The organism is Haemophilus parahaemolyticus (assembly GCF_002015035.1).
GTDB lineage: Bacteria > Pseudomonadota > Gammaproteobacteria > Enterobacterales > Pasteurellaceae > Haemophilus_A > Haemophilus_A parahaemolyticus.
Map to the genome: position 1 here is coordinate 21,856 of NZ_MUXY01000009.1, position 17,903 is coordinate 39,758.

Consider the following 17,903-nt stretch of genomic DNA (forward strand, 5'->3'; position numbering starts at 1 on the left):
GGCGTTTATCTTTGTTTCAGCTCATTTTAACGCAGAATAACTTGCCATTACCAACGCACTCAAACCAAATAATACCACTACAACAGGCTGCCTCATTTTTATTTTTTCATCTTGATTTTTCCTGTTAATTTTCAATTATATTATAGGCTACTTAGCTAAAGCACAGAATAGAATTTATAGCACAGAATGAAAGAAAAACTGTCTTATCCATTAATTATTTCGGAAAAATCGCCCCTAAACTAACCGCTTGCGATGCCCCCGTTACGCTTGGCATATTACTTGGCAGGTTTTCCATTCTTTGAAACGCCAACCAGGCAAAAGCAGTCGCTTCCACATAATCAACATCTACTCCATAATCATTAGTCGTACCAACATGCCAATCTGGTAACAAAACATTGAAACGTTCCATCAATAGTGGGTTTCTCGCCCCGCCACCGCACACCAACAACACTTTATTTGGCTCATTTTTCCACTGCGATAATTCACGAGAGACGCTTTGAGCGGTAAATTCCGCCAATGTGCGTTGTACATCTTCTACTTTGTAAGCGGTCATTGCCGTTAAATTTGCAAATTGCTTTTCTAACCACGCAAGGTTAAACAGCTCACGCCCTGTACTTTTCGGGGGCGGCAACTGTAAAAATGGTTCGTTCAACATTTCCGCCAAGAGTTCGGAGATCACCTCGCCCGTTTTTGCCCATTCGGCATTTTTGTCGTAACGCTTACCAAGATGTTTTTCAATCCAACTATCCATCAGTGCATTGCCCACGCTTACGTCGTAGCCAATGGTTTCCGACTTAGGGCCAAGCACCGAAATATTGCTAATGCCACCAATATTGAGCACAACGGTAAACTGATTTGGGCGTGCAAAAACGGCTTCGTGAAAGGCAGGCACCAGCGGTGCACCTTGACCTCCCATCGCCATATCTTTACGGCGAAAATCTCCCACAGTAGTAATCCCCGTACGTGCGGCAACTAAATTCATATCGCCAATTTGCATCGTAAATGGGAAGTTACCTTGTGGAGCGTGCCAAACCGTCTGCCCGTGGCAACCAATGGCGGTAATTTGGCTTGCCTCAAGCTGGTTTTTCACCAGGAAATCATTCACACAATCGGCATACAACACGCCCAAATGGTGATCGATTTCCCCTAATTTTTGTAACGATGTTTCACCCGACTTCAATAAAACAGACAAATCCGCTCGCAGTGCTTCGGGCATAGGAACAAAGTCACTTGCCATCAATTTCGCCCCGTTCTCAAAATCCACTAAGGCTAAATCTACGCCATCAAGGCTTGTACCAGACATAATGCCTAAATATAACTTCATATTTATCTCTCTCTAATTAGTTTCTAACATTGTCCCATATTCTAACGCTTAACCAAACATAGCAAACGATTGCGTAAAATTTAACTTAAAACACTCCAAAAACTTTCTATTTTTGTGAAGTAGATCACATTTTCAAGAGATAAATTACTAGTCGAACCCTCCCATTTTTGTTTTAATATCAGCATTTTGTATTTAGCTTCTATATCTATCTAAACGTCTAGCCAAGAGGTAAGATTTCGTCAGAAATTTGCAAAAAGCACGATAAATCTCACCGCTTGTATCGTTCCATTTTGTGAGGTGCCAATATGTCTAAACCCTACTCTTTAAGCAAAATTTCGCTTGCGATTACATTGAGTATTGCAGGTCAATCAGCGTTTGCGGAAATTACCAGTGCCGATGCTAATACGCAAGTGAGCAAAAAACAGGGCATTGAAATTATCAATATCGCCAACCCAAGCAATGCGGGCTTATCGCATAACCGATACGATAAATTCAATGTGGATAAGGCAGGAGCGGTGTTAAATAACGCTCGTCAAAATGGCAAATCTCAACTCGCAGGCGATCTGAACGCCAACCCAAATCTCAAAACCCAATCCGCAAAAGTGATTCTTAATGAAGTGGTGAGTCGCAATTCTTCTAAAATTGCTGGTCAGCAAGAAATCTTTGGTGATAAAGCCGATTATGTGTTAGCTAACCCGAACGGCATTAGCGTGGAAGGAGGCGGTTTTATTAATACGCCTCGTGCTTCGCTTATGGTAGGTAAACCGCAAGTCGCAGAGGGTAAACTTAAAGGCTATGATGCAACAGGCGATAAAGCGTTAAGCACCAGCGGCAAAATTACCAGTTCTGGCGACATTGATTTAATTGCACCGCAAGTGACCGTTGGCGGACAAATTACCACCAAAGATGGCGTAAATATAATTACGGGCAAAAATAAAATTGCACGTGAAGACAATGGCACGCTTAAAATCACCACAACTGAACGCAAAGGGCAAGTATTAGACGGCAAAGTCGTGGGTAGTATTCAAGCGGGTAGAATCCGTATTCATTCAACCGATGATCGTGCGACTATCACCGCTCAAGCGGCTGATTTACAAGCAAAAGAAGTGGATATTACCGCAGGCAATGCAAACTTAAACGGTAGAATTAGTCGTCATACAGATCGTGGTAAAGCCAAAATTACGCATCAAAATGGCGTACAAGCTCGTGAACATCAAAGTGGCTCAAGTGAAAGCTACCAAGCAACGCGTATTCAAGCTGAACAATTTGATATGAATATCAGCGGTAATTTGAATATCGTAGGCACAGATATTCAAACCAAAAATAGTAATATTCGCGGTGGCAACATACATTTAGGGGCAGAAAAAACCGTAAATTTAGGTGAACACAGCAAAAACCAAAGCAAAGGCAGTTGGTATCGCAATGAACAAGAGAGCAATCGTGTTGAAACCACACACCGCACTACGATTGCAGGCGATAGCGTAAACCTTGAAGCAACCAAAGGTAAAGTGACCACTGAAGGTGCAAAAGTTTCCGCAAAAACGATCGCTATTTATGGCGAACAAGGCGTAAATTTACGTGGTGTAAAAGCCACTACCACTCAAACGGCTCGTGCTGAATTTAAAAATGAAACTGCACGTTTAAAAACAGGTTTAAGTAGCCAAGATAGTAGCGTGCAACACTACACTGCGACAGAATTAACGACTGAACAAGATCTTATTTTAGGCGGTAAAGGCGACGTACATTTAACAGGCGTAGTGGCAAATGTGGATGGTGTATTGCTCGCGAAAAACAGCGGTTCGCTCTCATTCGGTTCAGAGAAATCTAGTGAAAGTTATAACCTCAGCGATGATATGCGTTTCTGGGGTGGTTTAGCAGGCTCTAAAACCGTGGGTACAGGCAGAAGTGCGGAAACTGTTCACGGAGCTGATTTTACCGTTAAAGGCGATGCGACTTTAGATGCAAGCCGTGGCGTGCATATTTCAGGCAGCCGTGTCGTAACAGGTGGTAATGGCGTAGTAAAAGGCAATGCAGGTGCATTAGTCATTGATAGCACTCAAGCGAAAACCACTGCAGTTGATTATGCTCGTCAAGGTACAATTTTTGACATTACCAAGGCTCGCCAAAGTAGCTATACACATACTTCTACTGCAAAAGGTTCAACCTTAAAATCAGAATCGAATCTCCAACTTTCTACTAGCAAAAACGTGAGCATTGCTGGCTCAACCGTGCAATCTGTGGGCTTGCTGGACATTGCAGCGAAAAGTGGCATTGAAGTGAAAGGCTCAACTAACCACGTTCATACGGAATCAAGCAAGGCTGGTTTTAGTTTCGCAGGCGGTTTCGATAGCCTCAAAACATCATTCCAACACGGACATTTAACCGCAAACCTCAATATTGATAACAGCAAAGGCACGCCAAGCGTAGATTCAGATATTGAAATTAGCCAAGAGAAAAAAGCAGATGCGGTAAATGCAGAAGGTAAATTCCACTTGGGCTTGAACGTTTACAATAACAGCCAAAATAGTCACACAACAACGCATACAGGTTCAAGCGTAAAAGGGAACGATGTAGCATTGAATGCAAAAACTGTGACTGTTTCAGGCAGTGAAGTGGCGGCAACTCACGGCAATTTAGTCATTAACGCGGATAAAATCACGACACAGGCAGCTCAAAATCAAAGCATCAACAACAGCGTGAAAAATGAAGTAAATGTTGGTTTGAGCGGTACAATAACAGAGAGCAAATTAAGTGGTACGTTAGGTGTGAGTGTGGCTCACGCTTTAACTTCAAGCGTGGAAAACAAAGCCCAAGCAAGCAAACTTTCAGCGGTAAATGATGTAAAACTCAACGCTAATCGTATTGAGCATCAAGGCAGCCAAGTGCAAGCGGGCGGAAATATCCAAGAAAATGCGAAAGAGGTACTTCACACGACTGCAAAAAATAACACAAATAGCTTTGGCAATAATATGAACGTGGATCTCAGCGTGTCGGCTGGCATCAACCAAGCGAAAGCCTTTAATGTGAATGCAGAACTTTCTGCTAAAGGTGGGCACGAAACCGCTTCAAGCACAACGCATACCGCAACGCAGTTACAAGCGGGCAAAAATATCAGCGTGAATGCAAACCACATTCAAGATAATGCGACCCAATACAAGGCGGGAGAAACGGCACAATTTAATTCAAACAGCCATCAACTTGTAGCAGTTGCAAATCGTGTTGAGAAAAACAGCCTTTCAGCTGGGGCGAGTTTAGGCGTTTCAGCCGATACTACTAACTTCCAACGCTTTAACGTTGCGGCAAAAGTAGGAGCAAATTACAACCAATCTACTAGCCAAGAAAGCAATGCAGTGCAAGGCTCAATTAATGCGAAAAACGTGAACATTCACACAGGCAAATTTAATAGCCAAGCAAATATTAACGCAAGTGAAAATGTGAATATTCAAGCTCAAAGTGCTCAATTCAGCCAAGCAACAAGCAGTAAAACCCAATCAGGTGGTGGTTTTGAAGCGAAAGTAGGTGTTGGTGCAATGGTTGTGCCATCAGCAGGTGCAGCAGTTCCATCTATTGATTTAAGCCTTTCTGCAAATGGTAAAAACGGCAGCCAAAGCCAAGCGGCGACGAACACCATTGCGGGTAAAAACGTAAATGTGCAAACACAAGGCGTATTGAACTTGCAAGGCACAAATGTGCAAGCGGTTGAAAATGCACAACTTTCTGGTAACCGAGTTAATATCACCGCAGGTAATAATGCTGTACAAAGCGTCGCAGCCACTGTTGCTACTGGCGTGAATATTGGAGCTAAAGTAGCAAATGCAGGCTTCAATGCAAATGTAGGCGTAAACACTGAAAACAGCCAAACGCACACAGGCGTGGCGGTAAACGGTAAAAACGTGAGCATTCAAGCTCAAAACGGAGTGAATTTAAAAGGCGTGACCTCAACCTCTGAACAGCTCAATCTTAATGCAGGCAAAGGCAATTTAGCGTTAACTGCAACAACAGACAGCGTGAATAAAACAGGTGTGTCTGTAGGATTAAAACTAGGTGGTAGTGTAGCTGAACAAAAATGGACTCCGTCTTCAGGTAGCGGTCATCTTGATGTGAATGTGGTGCGTAATGAAACACATACCGAAACTACCCTCAACACCGATACAGCTAAAATCAATGCTGGTGGTGATGCGAAATTTATCGGTGGCTCTGTCAATGCTAACCACGCAAGCGGTACGATTTCAGGTGACTCTCACAGTGAGCAATTAGCCAATAAAGTCAATGAAGTAAGTGTAAGCCTTTCTGCGAATGGTAGTGGTAAACTTGCTGTCCCAACTACTGATAAGTGGGCAGAAGCAGCAAAAAATGACTGGAATAACGGTTCCATTGCAGGTGTGAAAGCGGATGCAAAATTAGAGGTTAACGCCAAACATCAGCAAACAGCAACTAATGCTGGCGTAAATGCAACACAGGATACAGTTGTAGTCAAAGGCGTGAAATCTCGTACTGAGATGAAAAATCATCGTAGTCGCCAAATATATTTTAAAGCGGAAGCTACTACAGCGATAAAAAAACAAGTTGAAGCAAAAATTCCTGAAAAAGTAAGACAGGTAGTAAAACCAATACGTGCAGTAAATTTACAACTTATTAAAAATAATAAAGTAAATTATAAAGTACGTGTAAGACACTAAAACTCATCAAGCAGTCAATTTTTTGCAAATTTTTGCGAAGAATTGACCGCTTATTTCAATTATAAAAAAGAGGATTCTTTATGAACAAATTAACTAAACTCTCATTAGCAGTCGTTATCGGTAGTTTAATGATGCCAGCATTTGCGTCTAAAACTGAGCCTTATACTCAATCAGGCACTAACGCCCGTGAAATGTTGGTTGAACAACCCATTCACTGGATTTCAGTTGATCAAATTAAAAAAGAATTAGAGGGTAAAGCACCTATTAATGTGAGCTTTGATATTGATGATACCGTGTTATTTAGCAGTCCTTGCTTCTATCACGGTCAGCAAAAATACTCGCCAGGCAAACAAGATTACTTAAAAAATCAAGATTTCTGGAATGAAGTAAATGCAGGGTGCGATAATTACTCAATTCCAAAACAAATTGGTGCAGATTTAATCAAAATGCACCAAGAGCGTGGCGATCAGATTTACTTTATTACGGGTCGTACAGCAGGTAAAACCGATGGCGTAACCTCTGTATTACAAAAAGCATTTGATATTAAAAATATGCATCCAGTGGAATTTATGGGTGGTCGTGAACGTACGACAAAATATAATAAAACCCCTGGTATTATTGCTCATAAAGTGACAATCCACTATGGCGACAGCGACGATGATATTTTAGCCGCGAAAGAAGCAGGCATTCGCGGTATTCGTCTAATGCGTGCGGCAAACTCAACTTACCAGCCAATGCCAACTTTAGGTGGCTATGGCGAAGAGGTTTTAATTAACTCAAGCTATTAAAATAGTGTTGAATGAGCTTAAAATAGGATAAACATGTTTAGGTGGGCGGATTTCTATCCGCCTACTTTTTCAAAATTTTTGTGGAGTTTTTATGATGAACAGACGTCATTTTATTCAAATTGGTGCGACCAGTATTCTTGCATTAAGTGCAAACCGTTTTGCGATAGCAAAAGGAAAGAGTGATGTTGATCTACGCATTGTGGCAACAACAGATATTCATAGTTTCTTGACCGATTTTGACTATTATAAAGATGCACCAACCGATAAATTCGGTTTTACTCGTGCGGCAAGCCTTATTCGTCAAGCACGTGCTGAAGTAAAAAATAGCGTATTAGTAGATAACGGTGACCTAATTCAAGGTAATCCAATTGCAGACTATCAAGCTGCACAAGGCTATAAAGAGGGTAAATCTAACCCTGCGGTCGATTGTTTAAATGCGATGAATTATGAAGTGGGTACATTAGGTAACCACGAATTTAACTATGGTCTCAATTATCTTGCAGATGCCATCAAACAAGCTAAATTCCCGATTGTGAATGCTAACGTAGTAAAAGCGGGAACAGAAGAACCTTATTTCACACCTTATGTCATTCAAGAAAAATCTGTGGTGGATAATAATGGCAAAACACATAAATTAAAAATCGGTTATATCGGTTTTGTACCGCCACAAATTATAGTTTGGGACAAAGCGAACCTTCAAGGCAAAGTGGAAACCCGCGATATTGTAAAAACAGCACAAAAATATGTCCCTGAAATAAAGAAAAAAGGGGCAGATATTATCGTTGCATTAGCTCACACTGGCCCGTCTGATGAACCATACAAAGAAGGAGCTGAAAACTCTGCATTCTATTTAGCCGATGTTCCACATATTGATGCAGTTATTTTTGGTCACTCGCACCGTTTATTCCCAAATAAAGAATTTGCGAAATCACCAAATGCGGACATCGTCAATGGTACAGTAAAAGGTATTCCGGAAAGTATGGCTGGCTATTGGGCAAATAATATCAGTGTGGTAGATTTAGGCTTAACAGAGCACAAAGGTAAATGGATTGTTACTTCAGGCAAAGCTGTGCTTCGTCCAATTTATGATGTAGAAACCAAAAAAGCACTTGCAAAAAATGACCCAGAAATCACCGCTCTTTTGGCACCAGTTCACGAAGCTACCCGTAAATTTGTTTCTCAACCTATCGGCAAAGCTACAGATAATATGTATAGCTACCTTGCATTAGTGCAAGATGATCCAACCATTCAAATTGTAAACCAGGCACAAAAAGCATACGTTGAAAAAGTGGCATCAAGTGTGGCAGAAATGGCTGGTTTGCCTATTTTAAGTGCAGGTGCTCCATTTAAAGCGGGTGGTCGTAAAAATGACCCAACGGGCTATACCGAAGTGAACAAAGGTGAATTAACTTTCCGTAATGCGGCAGACTTATATCTCTATCCAAATACATTAGTAGTTGTTAAAGCCACAGGCGAACAATTAAAAGAATGGTTAGAGTGCAGTGCAGGTATGTTTAAACAAATTGACCCTACCAGTGATAAACCACAATCATTAATCGACTGGGAAGGCTTCCGTACTTACAACTTTGATGTGATTGATGGTGTTAATTATGAATACGATCTAACCAAACCTGCTCGTTACGACGGCGAATGCAAACTTATCAACCCAGATTCGCATCGCGTAGTAAATTTAACTTACCAAGGCAAAGCAGTTGATCCTAAAGCAGAATTTTTAATTGCAACCAATAACTATCGTGCTTATGGCAATAAATTCCCAGGCACAGGTGATAAACATATTGTGTACGCTTCACCAGATGAAAGCCGTCAAATTTTGGCTGATTATATTAAAGCAACCAGTGAGAAAGAGGGTTCAGTCAATCCAAATGCGGATAAAAACTGGCGTTTTGTGCCTATCACAGGTAACGATAAATTAGATGTCCGTTTTGAAACATCGCCAAGCGAACAAGCAGCGAAATTTATCGCAGAAAAAGCACAATACCCGATGAAACAGGTGGGTACCGACGAAATCGGTTTTGCAGTGTATCAAATTGATTTATCTAAATAATAATTAGGAAAATAAAATGCCGTCTAAAAATTAAAATTTAGGCGGCATTTTTTCTTCCTAAAGAGCGGTCAAATTTTTAGAGGTTTTTACTTAGTTCGCAATCTATCTTCTTTATTTTATACTTTTCAACTCTTCTATTGCTTTACATTCCTCTTCATTATGTTCACTTTCGGTAACAATGGACTGTAAAAAAGCTTTAATTTCTAATAATTGAGATATTTTATTTTCCACTTGAATCAGTTGATTCAGTACTAATTGATCCGCCTGATAATGATCTTCCATACTGAATTTAATACGATTGAGTACCTTAATATTCTCTAAAGAGAAACCCAATGTCCGACATTTTTTGATAAAGTTTAATTGCTCTACGCTCTCTTCATCATAATATCGATAACCATTAACCAACCGCTTAGGTGGCTGCAATACTCCTTGCTTTTCATAGTATCGGATAGTTTCAATATTAGTATGTGTAGATTTACTTAATTCACTAATTTTCATTATTTCCTCAAGCAATTTTTTACTTTAATGAGAATGATCACCTAATAAGAAATGTGTATTTCTATCATACAATGATTTAACAGCTTGAAAAACTGTAGAAATACCGCTGTATAAGACAAAAAGACTTAAAATACCACTAGCGACTACATCAACCCACTGCCAATTTAACCACCAAGCACTTATTCCTGCAATAATAGCAACAACCGAACCAAATAAATCTACTAAAACATGCAAATATGCTGCACGAATATTCAAATTATGGCGATTACTTTTTAGCATTATAAAAGCTACCAACAAATTAATCCCAAACCCTAGTAAAGCTACACCTAACATTGGCAAAGCGTCTATTTCTATCGGAGCCTGCCAACGTGTTACAGCCTCGATAAAAATCCAAATAGCGACCCAAATTAATGAAATTCCATTGATTAAAGCTAACCATTTTTGCCATTTTAGACTTAAAAATAATCCAATCCATGCTAAAAAAATAGATAAACTATCATTTGCCATATGCCCGGCATCAGCCATCAAAGTAAGGCTGTTAAACCAATATCCCCCTAGAAATTCAACAACCATATAAAAGGTAATAATTGCAAAACTGATGCCTAATACCATTTTATTTTTAGAAATTTGACTATGAGGGCAAGATGCATGCTGCTGATATTCTTTAGGAGTATAATTTTTTACTATAGAAACTTCTTTCATTTTATTTCCTTAACTATTTGATTTACTTTGCAAGAATCATAAAGTCTGTAGTAACTACAATGTCAAGTCATAAAACGTACATTTAATCGGGTGCCGACGTAGACTCAATACCCAAACCAATTCAACAATTTTGTTTTACCGATAAAGCCAGTTTTAGCTAAATTTAACTTTGTTTTTAAGTTGGCGTTGAAATCTCGCCAATTTGACGAATTACTTGCACAACTAAATACGAAAGATCGGGCGAAATTATTGAGTTTTGTTGAAGCTATGGTGGAATGGAAACAAGAAAAATAATTGAGCGGTAGTAGATTGATTTGTTGAGAATTGTAAATAGATAAGCAAAACGGCACAACAGTGCCGTTTTTTATTGTATTACTTCCGAATATCCACCGCAGGATCTGCATCTTTACGATACTTCTCTTTAATCTGTTTTTGTAAACCATAGTCGTCTTTATCTGCTTGATTTGAAAACAGATCTTCCTCGCCAAGTTTTGGATTTTGAATCCCCACCCAATGGGCGATGCCTTCTAAGAAGTTCAATCCAGATTTGAACACTTTATATTCGTGGCGTTCAGTGTCATCAGACGAAATTTTAAATAGCGGAATATTATGGTGTAACTGGCTGTGACAGTTTTGGTTGAACAAAATCGCACCATCTTTTTCGTTCGTTTGATGACATAAACCGTGGTCAGAGAAATAGATCATCGAGAACGAACGGTGCGTTTTTTGTTCGTTCGCTTTTAATTGTTCATAGGTACTTTTTAGGAAATCATCGGTTTTCTTAATTGATGATATGTAGCAATTCAAATAATCATACTGTGATTTGATTTCGCCTTCTTTAAAGATTTTCGGGTAATCCTCCACGCGGTCACAAGCTAATGGGTGCGAGCCATAAAGATGCAACACAATAAAGCGTTTGCCTTGTGTGGGGTCTTCTAACACTTGGGCGAATTTAGGCAAGAGGTCAAAGTCGCTGTAATTGGTAGAGTTAAAGCTACCGCCATTTTTAAGAAAGATTGTTTCGTCTGCTTTGGAGGCAAGCGAGGAAATTGGTGTGTCATATTCGCCTAAAAAGCCTTGATTAGAAACCCAATAGGTTTTCACGCCTGCGGATTTTACGAGGTCAAGCAAGCTCAAATCATAGTGTGGCTTCCAACTTTCTTTGTTTGGCAACGTAAGCATTAAACGCAATGACGCGATAGTGTTTGTTCCCGCGGAGGTCATTCCGTCAATCAACGTACCATTCGCATTCGACATAAAAGGGGTGTTTTCCACAGGGTAACCGTAGGCGTGGTGATAATCTTTGCGGGCACTTTCGCCTAGCACAATCACGTAATCATCATATTTCGAATTTTCAAGCGTTGAACTGCCCCAATTGTTCGCTTTTGCCATCTCTTTAAGCGTATGCATCTCTTTGGTAATTTTCACTGCAGAATCAACCGCTTGTTTAAGTGGCTCCGCAATGGGTAAATAATAGGCAAAGAGCACGCTTGAAAGCGCCACGAAGGTACGGTTACGTTGAAATTGAATGCCTGTATTCAAACGGATTTTATATTGCAGCCAGATAAGCAACGGAATTACAAACGCAATGAGGTAGCTGCTGATTGGCATTTGCTGTAAGAACTCTTTAGTTTCAAGCAAATCCGTGGCAAAAATCGAGGCGATATATTGGTAACTTGGCGCCCCAAAATTTAAGCCTGCTGGCGTATAAATTGCATGAATGATTACTAATGGAAGCAGTAGAAAATAGAAGGCTTTTTTGCTAGAGCTGAGGAAAATAATCAGTACGCTGGTCAGCAAAATTTGCCCGAAATCAGGTTCTGGGAACATTCCTGAGCCGATAAGGAGAAAGTAGCTGCTGAGTAGGGTAATTGCAAGAATTAATATCAGTGCGGTAGGTTTAGAAAGATTAGCGAGTTTCATAATACGAATAGATAAGAAAAACGTTTACGCTCTCCCCTCGTAGGGAGAGACAGGAAAATTGCATTTAGCAATTTTGTCAAAGAGGAACAAAAAAGCGGTCAAAAATGACCGCTTACTCTCTCCCAAATTTCAATGCTGAACACATCGAAATTATCCCTCTCCCACAAGGAGCGAGGGCAATCATTAAGCCGTTACTTTATTCTTATTTGTCGTAGCTTTCAATAGAATATAGCCGACAACTGCCGATAAATTTGTTCCAATTAAGATACCTAATTGAGCTAATGGGAGCATATTGCTGCCATCATTATTATCCGCACCGAAAGCTAAGCCTGCGATAAAAACAGACATCGTGAAACCAATACCACAAAGCACCGCAATCGCAAAAATCTGTTTGAAATTGACCCCTTGTGGTAAACCTGCAAGGCGAAGCAACACTGCAACATAGCTGAATAAGAATACACCAACTGGTTTACCAATAAACAAACCCAATGCGATACCTAGTGGCACGGGTGAGGTCAGTTTTTCTAAGCTCATTCCTTCAAATGAAACGCCTGCATTAGCAAAAGCGAAAAGCGGTAGAATCACAAATGAGCACCACGGAGCTAAAATGTGTTCTAAGTGGTAAAGCGGGGTTTCACCGTTTTTACCTCGTAGAGGGATTGCAAAACCAATGATCACACCAGCCAATGTCGCATGTACACCTGATTTCAGCACAGATGCCCATAAAATTGATCCGACGATTAAGTAGTGAATCATACTCACCACTTTATAACGGTTCATCGTGAATAACGTAATAATCGCAAGACTCGCCACAATTAACGCAGGCGTACTCATTTCGTGTGAGAAGAAAATAGCAATTACCACAATAGCACCAATATCATCAATAATGGCTAACGCAAGCAAGAACATTTTTAGTGGTAATGGCACTTGCTTACTGAGTAATGCGACAATACCTAATGCAAAAGCAATATCCGTCGCCATTGGGATTGCCCAACCACGAACAAGTTCAGGATCATGATGATTGATAAAATAGTAAATCAACGCTGGCACAATCATTCCACCAAATGCGGCAAATGCGGGAAGAGAAGCTTTACGCACGCTTGAAAGCGAGCCTTCAAACATTTCTCGTTTGACTTCAAGCCCAACAAGCACAAAAAAGACCGCCATAAAGCCATCATTAATCCACATTAAAAGTGGTTTATCAATCGCAAAAGCCCCAACCTTCAACACCACTTGGGTTTGCAAAAAATCAAAATAGACAGATTGTACGCCCGTGTTGGCACAAATAATCGCTAATATAGCCGCGACAAAAAGCAGGATGCCGCCTGAAGATTCAAGTTTAAGGAAATTCTTAATTTGCCTAATCATCATTCACTCCTTATATTGGCAAAAAACATCGTAAAACAAAACTACAACACAAACGGTAAAATTGACCGCTTGCAAGCTTATTCCATTATCTTATAACATTTTTTTATCATAAAAGAAAAGTTATTTTATCCATAATTTTGATAAAATATCGTCTATCGAAAATATCAGATTAAAAGAAATTTATTTATGTCAAATCACTGGCTTTATTGGGCACTCGCCTCGGCAGTTTTTGCCTCACTCACCGCAATTTTTGCCAAAATAGGTTTGCAAGGTGTCAATTCCGATTTTGCAACTTTTATTCGCACCATCGTTATCATTCTTGCTCTTATTCTTTTTTTAACCTACACCCGCAAATGGCAGCCACTTAGCTCGCTTAGCGGTAAAAACTGGCTATTTTTAATCCTCTCTGGCTTAGCAACAGGGGCATCTTGGTTGGCTTATTTCAAAGCCTTACAAATGGGCAACACCTCACAAGTCGCCCCGATTGATAAATTGAGCCTTGCGCTGGTTGCTGTTTTTGCTTTTCTGTTTTTAGGCGAACGCCCAAGCCAACAAGAGTGGCTAGGCATCGGCTTAGTAGTGGCAGGTGTTTTAACACTTGCTTTCAAGCGGTAGAATTATGGGAAAGATTTGCAATATTGATGTGGTGTTCGCCCACAATAATGAATCTATTGCCGAGCCATTTTCACCTCCTAAACATTTAACCGAACGCCAGCTAAAGCGTTGGAAAAGCCGACGAATGGCAAAATTTTTGCTGAAAACGTTGCTCGAAAAGCACGGTTTTAATCCGAATTTAGCCGAACAGATTCAGCGAGCAAAAAATGGTCGCCCTTATTTCGCACAGCAAGAAATTGATTTTAACATCACACATTCGGGCGATTATGTCGCCATTATTTTTGCGAAAGCGGCAAGTGGGGAGCGAAGCCCTGTAGTCGGTATTGATTTAGAGCATCCGCAAAAAATTCGCCGTTTTGAACCGCTTATCCGCCACTATGCCGATGCTGTTGAAACAGAACAGTTGCTTGAAAAACCGCAGATTTTGACGAATTTAGCCGAACGCTTTTATTTAAGCTGGTGTTTGCGAGAAGCAGTGCTAAAATCGCAAGGCGTGGGGATTATTAAGCTGTCGGAAGTGACCCACCGCCCCAATGAGAAAACGATAAAAAGCCAGCATTGCCCGCAAGGTGTTTTGCATTTTTATCATCAATTCCCGTTTTTTCTTGCCTATTTCTTTGGAGTTCACAACAAATGCCAACTAGATTTATGGGAATGGAAAAATGGCAGTTTGCAAAAAAACTGCACATTTCAACCGCTTGTTTATTCAGTCAATGAAGGAATATCGTATGAGTAATATCTTACAATTTGGTCAAAAAGACCTCGAAATTATTAAGGAAGAGACAGTCTATAAAGGACATTTTGAGCTGAAGAAAATCTATTTTCGCCATAAACTTTTTTCGGGCAAATTCAGTGGCGAAGTAGTGCGTGAATTACTTGTTAAAGGCGAAGCAGCAGCATTAATTGCTTACGATCCCAAATTGGATAATGTGGTGTTGGTTGAGCAAGTTCGCATTGGTGCATATCAAAAACATTCAGACCAAACCCCGTGGTTGCTCGAATTAGTGGCAGGAATGGTGGATAAAGGCGAAGAGAACCCAGCTGAAGTTGCCAAACGCGAAGCCTTTGAAGAAGCGGGGATTGAAGTCAAAGAGGTCGAACACGCCTTAAGCGTTTGGGACAGCCCAGGTGGACAATTCGAACGTTTGCATCTTTTCCTCGGTTTAATCGACAGTACCCAAGTCGGCAACGGTTCAATCCACGGTTTAGAAGAAGAAAACGAAGATATTTTAGTACACATAGTTCCTAGAACCCAAGCCTACCAATGGGTTGTTGAGGGAAAAATCGATAACGTGATTGCGGTCATTGGCTTGCAGTGGTTAGAACTGAATTATAAGAGATATCAATAAAAAGCCTAAGGCGGTTAATAACCTTGCGAATCAAAATTCGGTAAAAATGCTTGCGTTTTTAACCGCTTGACTTCCGTTTCAATGCGTCCATCCTCAAACAAGGAAAGCTCTCGCCAACCTTGTGGGAGATTATCTAGGGTAAAATCATCGCAATTTGGCTTAAATTGAATACAAGTGGAAGGCGTGGAAAGAATGCGGATACCATTCCAAATCGCGTCTACTTCTTGATGAATATGCCCGTGTAAAATCGCTTTTACATTCGGGTAAAGTGCTAAAATTTCTGCCAATGTATCGCTATTTTTAAGGCTGTGTTGATCTAACCACGCTGAATGGGTGAATAAAATGTTGTGATGCAATACCACCAACGTGAAGCGTTCAGGATTTTCGCTCAACTTTTGGTTTAGCCACGCTAATTGTCCTTTAGATAAAAAACCACTCGGAGCAGAAGCGACTTGACTATTGAGCATCAAAATCTGCCAATGCTTGCCCGCAAAAATCTGTTTTTCAGGGCGAATATAATCAAACTTGCCTAACAACAAGCTCATTTGTGGTTGCTGATCGTGATTGCCTTCCAACCAAAATACTGGCTTTGCAAGCGGTCGAATCATCTCAGCAAAATGTAAATAACCCTCAGATTGGTGATCTTGGATTAAATCGCCCGTTGCTAAAATGGCGTCAAAATCAACTGCTTGTGTTTGTATTTCCGCTTGGATTTCATCTAATACAGCTTGAAAACTTGCGTGAGTATTCACGCCGAGTAGATCTTTTGTCGTATCTGAGAAAAGATGTGGGTCGGTTATTTGGAGTAATTTTATAACCGATGTCTTTGGCTCAAGTGGATAAAAAGTATTCATTTTATAATTCCCTAAATTGATGGCGATACTTTACTGATTTATGCAACGAAGATCAGCAACCAATTTTCAAAAATGAGAAGTATGTTGGATTTTTTTTTCATTTTGCAATGTGAACTGCCTTCGAAAGTAAAAGTTTGTTCGTTTTTTATCCTATTAATCAATTGAGAATTATTTTTATTTAGAAATCACTTGACTACTTTGATGATAATCATTATTATTTATAAAAATTCCAAATAATAATAGGTAATCACTCCAACTCTTTGCGCCGTATTCCCCCACAAAATACGGCGTTTTTTTTCATTTTTTTTTCAAAGCCGTTATAATAGAACCATTTTTCAGCCTATTTTAAGGAACATTATGAGCCAATCAATCGAAACGATTCTTGCCGAGCTTAAGCGTGGTGTAGAAGATATTTACTCCGAAGCCGATTTAATCGAAAAACTTAAAGAAAACCGTCCATTACGTGTAAAACTAGGAGCAGACCCAACAGCACCCGATATCCATTTAGGTCACACGGTGGTGTTAAATAAACTACGTCAATTCCAAAATTTTGGACACGAAGTGATTTTCTTAATTGGTGACTTTACCGCAACAGTGGGTGACCCATCAGGTAAAAATGCCACGCGCCCACCACTTTCTCGTGAAGATGTATTACGCAACGCAGAAACCTATAAAGAGCAGATTTTCAAAATTTTAGATCCGCAAAAAACGCGAATCGTATTTAACTCAGAATGGTTGGGCGAACTCGGCACGGTGGGTATGATTCGTTTAGCGTCAAACTACACAGTGGCACGTATGCTTGAGCGTGATGACTTCAAAAAACGCTTTGCAAACCAACAATCTATCGCGATCCACGAGTTCATTTACCCATTATTGCAAGGTCACGACTCAGTAGCATTAGAAGCCGATGTGGAACTCGGCGGTACAGACCAAACTTTCAACTTGTTGATCGGTCGTGAATTACAGAAATCTGCAGGGCAAAAACCACAGGTGGCAATGACTTTACCGCTTTTAGTAGGTTTAGATGGTGAGAAAAAAATGTCGAAATCACTTGGCAACTACATCGGCGTTACCGAAGCCCCAAGCGAGATGTTTGGCAAAATTATGTCAATCTCTGACGAGTTAATGTGGGATTGGTATAATTTACTCTCTTTCCGACCGCTTGTAGAAATCGCACAGTTAAAAGCTGAAGTCGAAGCAGGCAAAAACCCGCGTGATGTGAAGATTCTACTTGCAAAAGAGATCATCGCACGCTTCCACAATGAAGATGCGGCAAACGCTGCAGAACAGGAGTTTATCAACCGCTTCCAAAAAGGAGCGATGCCAGATGAAATGCCTGAATTTACCTTTGAAGGCGAAATTGGTTTAGCAACCTTATTAAAAGAAGCGGGCTTAGTGCCATCAACCTCTGAAGCCATCCGCTCTGCTCAACAAGGTGGCGTAAAAATTGATGGCGAGAAAGTCGATGATGTTCGCCAAAACGCACAAAAAGGCACCTTTGTTTACCAAGTGGGTAAACGCAAATTTGCCCGTGTGACGGTGAAGTAAGTTAGTCTATTACTTATAAAAATTAGATTTATTCAATAAAAAGATTCGGTTTTGTGTTATGCACAGACGAATCTTTTTTATTTGCAGCAAATAAAAATGCTTTACATTGAATATAAGAGTTATTATCATTTGCAACGTTCTTATATTTCCTACTTTTCCACTCAGATATTTTAGTTTTCTTTATACTTCA

13 protein-coding genes are annotated in these 17,903 nt (G+C 40.2%); 7 read left to right on the plus strand and 6 right to left on the minus strand.

The annotated features are described in order from the left end of the window. Nucleotides 1-214 precede the first annotated feature (214 nt). Nucleotides 215-1,330 carry an anhydro-N-acetylmuramic acid kinase gene (locus tag B0185_RS06645; RefSeq protein ID WP_100208025.1) on the minus strand — a complete coding sequence of 372 codons (1,116 nt, stop codon included), beginning with the start codon at nucleotides 1,328-1,330 and terminating at the stop codon, nucleotides 215-217. A 299-nt stretch (nucleotides 1,331-1,629) separates the two neighbouring features. Between B0185_RS06645 and B0185_RS06650 the strand changes: the two genes are divergently transcribed. The 3 genes from B0185_RS06650 (at nucleotide 1,630) to cpdB (ending at nucleotide 8,856) form a co-directional block, all read left to right on the plus strand. Then, entirely contained in the window at nucleotides 1,630-6,003 is a 4,374-nt protein-coding gene (locus B0185_RS06650) for a two-partner secretion domain-containing protein (RefSeq protein ID WP_005707237.1), read from the plus strand. Between the two features lie 80 nt (nucleotides 6,004-6,083). Continuing rightward, on the plus strand, nucleotides 6,084-6,791 hold the full coding sequence (gene aphA, locus B0185_RS06655) for an acid phosphatase AphA (protein ID WP_005707221.1): 708 nt from the start codon (nucleotides 6,084-6,086) through the stop codon (nucleotides 6,789-6,791). A gap of 91 nt (nucleotides 6,792-6,882) precedes the next feature. Further along, nucleotides 6,883-8,856, plus strand: coding sequence for a 2',3'-cyclic-nucleotide 2'-phosphodiesterase (cpdB, locus tag B0185_RS06660; RefSeq protein WP_005707202.1), 1,974 nt, complete (start codon nucleotides 6,883-6,885; stop codon nucleotides 8,854-8,856). Between the two features lie 111 nt (nucleotides 8,857-8,967). On the opposite strand, the gene B0185_RS06665 is transcribed toward cpdB, so the two are convergent. The 4 genes from B0185_RS06665 to nhaA form a co-directional block, all read right to left on the minus strand. Continuing rightward, nucleotides 8,968-9,354, minus strand: a complete 387-nt coding sequence (locus B0185_RS06665; protein WP_005707207.1) for a MerR family transcriptional regulator — start codon at nucleotides 9,352-9,354, stop codon at nucleotides 8,968-8,970. 24 nt (nucleotides 9,355-9,378) lie between these two features. Further along, on the minus strand, nucleotides 9,379-10,056 hold the full coding sequence (locus B0185_RS06670; RefSeq protein WP_005707220.1) for a cation diffusion facilitator family transporter: 678 nt from the start codon (nucleotides 10,054-10,056) through the stop codon (nucleotides 9,379-9,381). A gap of 372 nt (nucleotides 10,057-10,428) precedes the next feature. Then, entirely contained in the window at nucleotides 10,429-11,979 is a 1,551-nt protein-coding gene (locus tag B0185_RS06675; protein ID WP_005707262.1) for a phosphoethanolamine transferase, read from the minus strand. Nucleotides 11,980-12,162: 183 nt separating this feature from the next. Further along, the gene (gene nhaA, locus B0185_RS06680; RefSeq protein ID WP_005707260.1) at nucleotides 12,163-13,347 is read right to left on the minus strand and encodes a Na+/H+ antiporter NhaA; all 1,185 of its coding nucleotides are present in this window, start codon (nucleotides 13,345-13,347) and stop codon (nucleotides 12,163-12,165) included. A 186-nt stretch (nucleotides 13,348-13,533) separates the two neighbouring features. Between nhaA and B0185_RS06685 the strand changes: the two genes are divergently transcribed. Genes B0185_RS06685 through nudF form a run of 3 tightly spaced genes read left to right on the plus strand, consistent with a single transcriptional unit; the run spans nucleotide 13,534 to nucleotide 15,311 of the window. Beyond that, nucleotides 13,534-13,962, plus strand: a complete 429-nt coding sequence (locus B0185_RS06685) for an EamA family transporter (RefSeq protein ID WP_005707216.1) — start codon at nucleotides 13,534-13,536, stop codon at nucleotides 13,960-13,962. Nucleotides 13,963-13,966: 4 nt separating this feature from the next. Further along, nucleotides 13,967-14,698 (plus strand): 4'-phosphopantetheinyl transferase family protein, encoded by a 732-nt coding sequence (locus B0185_RS06690; RefSeq protein WP_005707218.1) that lies wholly within the window; start codon nucleotides 13,967-13,969, stop codon nucleotides 14,696-14,698. Continuing rightward, on the plus strand, nucleotides 14,691-15,311 hold the full coding sequence (gene nudF, locus B0185_RS06695) for an ADP-ribose diphosphatase (RefSeq protein ID WP_005707178.1): 621 nt from the start codon (nucleotides 14,691-14,693) through the stop codon (nucleotides 15,309-15,311). Before B0185_RS06690 ends, nudF begins: the two co-directional genes overlap by 8 nt. A gap of 14 nt (nucleotides 15,312-15,325) precedes the next feature. On the opposite strand, the gene cpdA is transcribed toward nudF, so the two are convergent. Further along, nucleotides 15,326-16,165 carry a 3',5'-cyclic-AMP phosphodiesterase gene (gene cpdA / locus B0185_RS06700; RefSeq protein ID WP_005707189.1) on the minus strand — a complete coding sequence of 280 codons (840 nt, stop codon included), beginning with the start codon at nucleotides 16,163-16,165 and terminating at the stop codon, nucleotides 15,326-15,328. Between the two features lie 357 nt (nucleotides 16,166-16,522). On the opposite strand from cpdA, the gene tyrS reads away from it, so the two are divergent. Next, nucleotides 16,523-17,713, plus strand: coding sequence for a tyrosine--tRNA ligase (tyrS, locus tag B0185_RS06705; protein ID WP_005707180.1), 1,191 nt, complete (start codon nucleotides 16,523-16,525; stop codon nucleotides 17,711-17,713). Nucleotides 17,714-17,903: the final 190 nt, after the last annotated feature.

Coding starts and splice junctions, on each gene's coding strand:
- B0185_RS06650 (WP_005707237.1), top strand. CDS start 1,630: ATGTCTAAACCCTACTCTTTAAGCAAAATTTCGCTTGCGATTACATTG.
- aphA (WP_005707221.1), top strand. CDS start 6,084: ATGAACAAATTAACTAAACTCTCATTAGCAGTCGTTATCGGTAGTTTA.
- cpdB (WP_005707202.1), top strand. CDS start 6,883: ATGATGAACAGACGTCATTTTATTCAAATTGGTGCGACCAGTATTCTT.
- B0185_RS06665 (WP_005707207.1), bottom strand. CDS start 9,354: ATGAAAATTAGTGAATTAAGTAAATCTACACATACTAATATTGAAACT.
- B0185_RS06670 (WP_005707220.1), bottom strand. CDS start 10,056: ATGAAAGAAGTTTCTATAGTAAAAAATTATACTCCTAAAGAATATCAG.
- B0185_RS06675 (WP_005707262.1), bottom strand. CDS start 11,979: ATGAAACTCGCTAATCTTTCTAAACCTACCGCACTGATATTAATTCTT.
- nhaA (WP_005707260.1), bottom strand. CDS start 13,347: ATGATTAGGCAAATTAAGAATTTCCTTAAACTTGAATCTTCAGGCGGC.
- B0185_RS06685 (WP_005707216.1), top strand. CDS start 13,534: ATGTCAAATCACTGGCTTTATTGGGCACTCGCCTCGGCAGTTTTTGCC.
- B0185_RS06690 (WP_005707218.1), top strand. CDS start 13,967: ATGGGAAAGATTTGCAATATTGATGTGGTGTTCGCCCACAATAATGAA.
- nudF (WP_005707178.1), top strand. CDS start 14,691: ATGAGTAATATCTTACAATTTGGTCAAAAAGACCTCGAAATTATTAAG.
- cpdA (WP_005707189.1), bottom strand. CDS start 16,165: ATGAATACTTTTTATCCACTTGAGCCAAAGACATCGGTTATAAAATTA.
- tyrS (WP_005707180.1), top strand. CDS start 16,523: ATGAGCCAATCAATCGAAACGATTCTTGCCGAGCTTAAGCGTGGTGTA.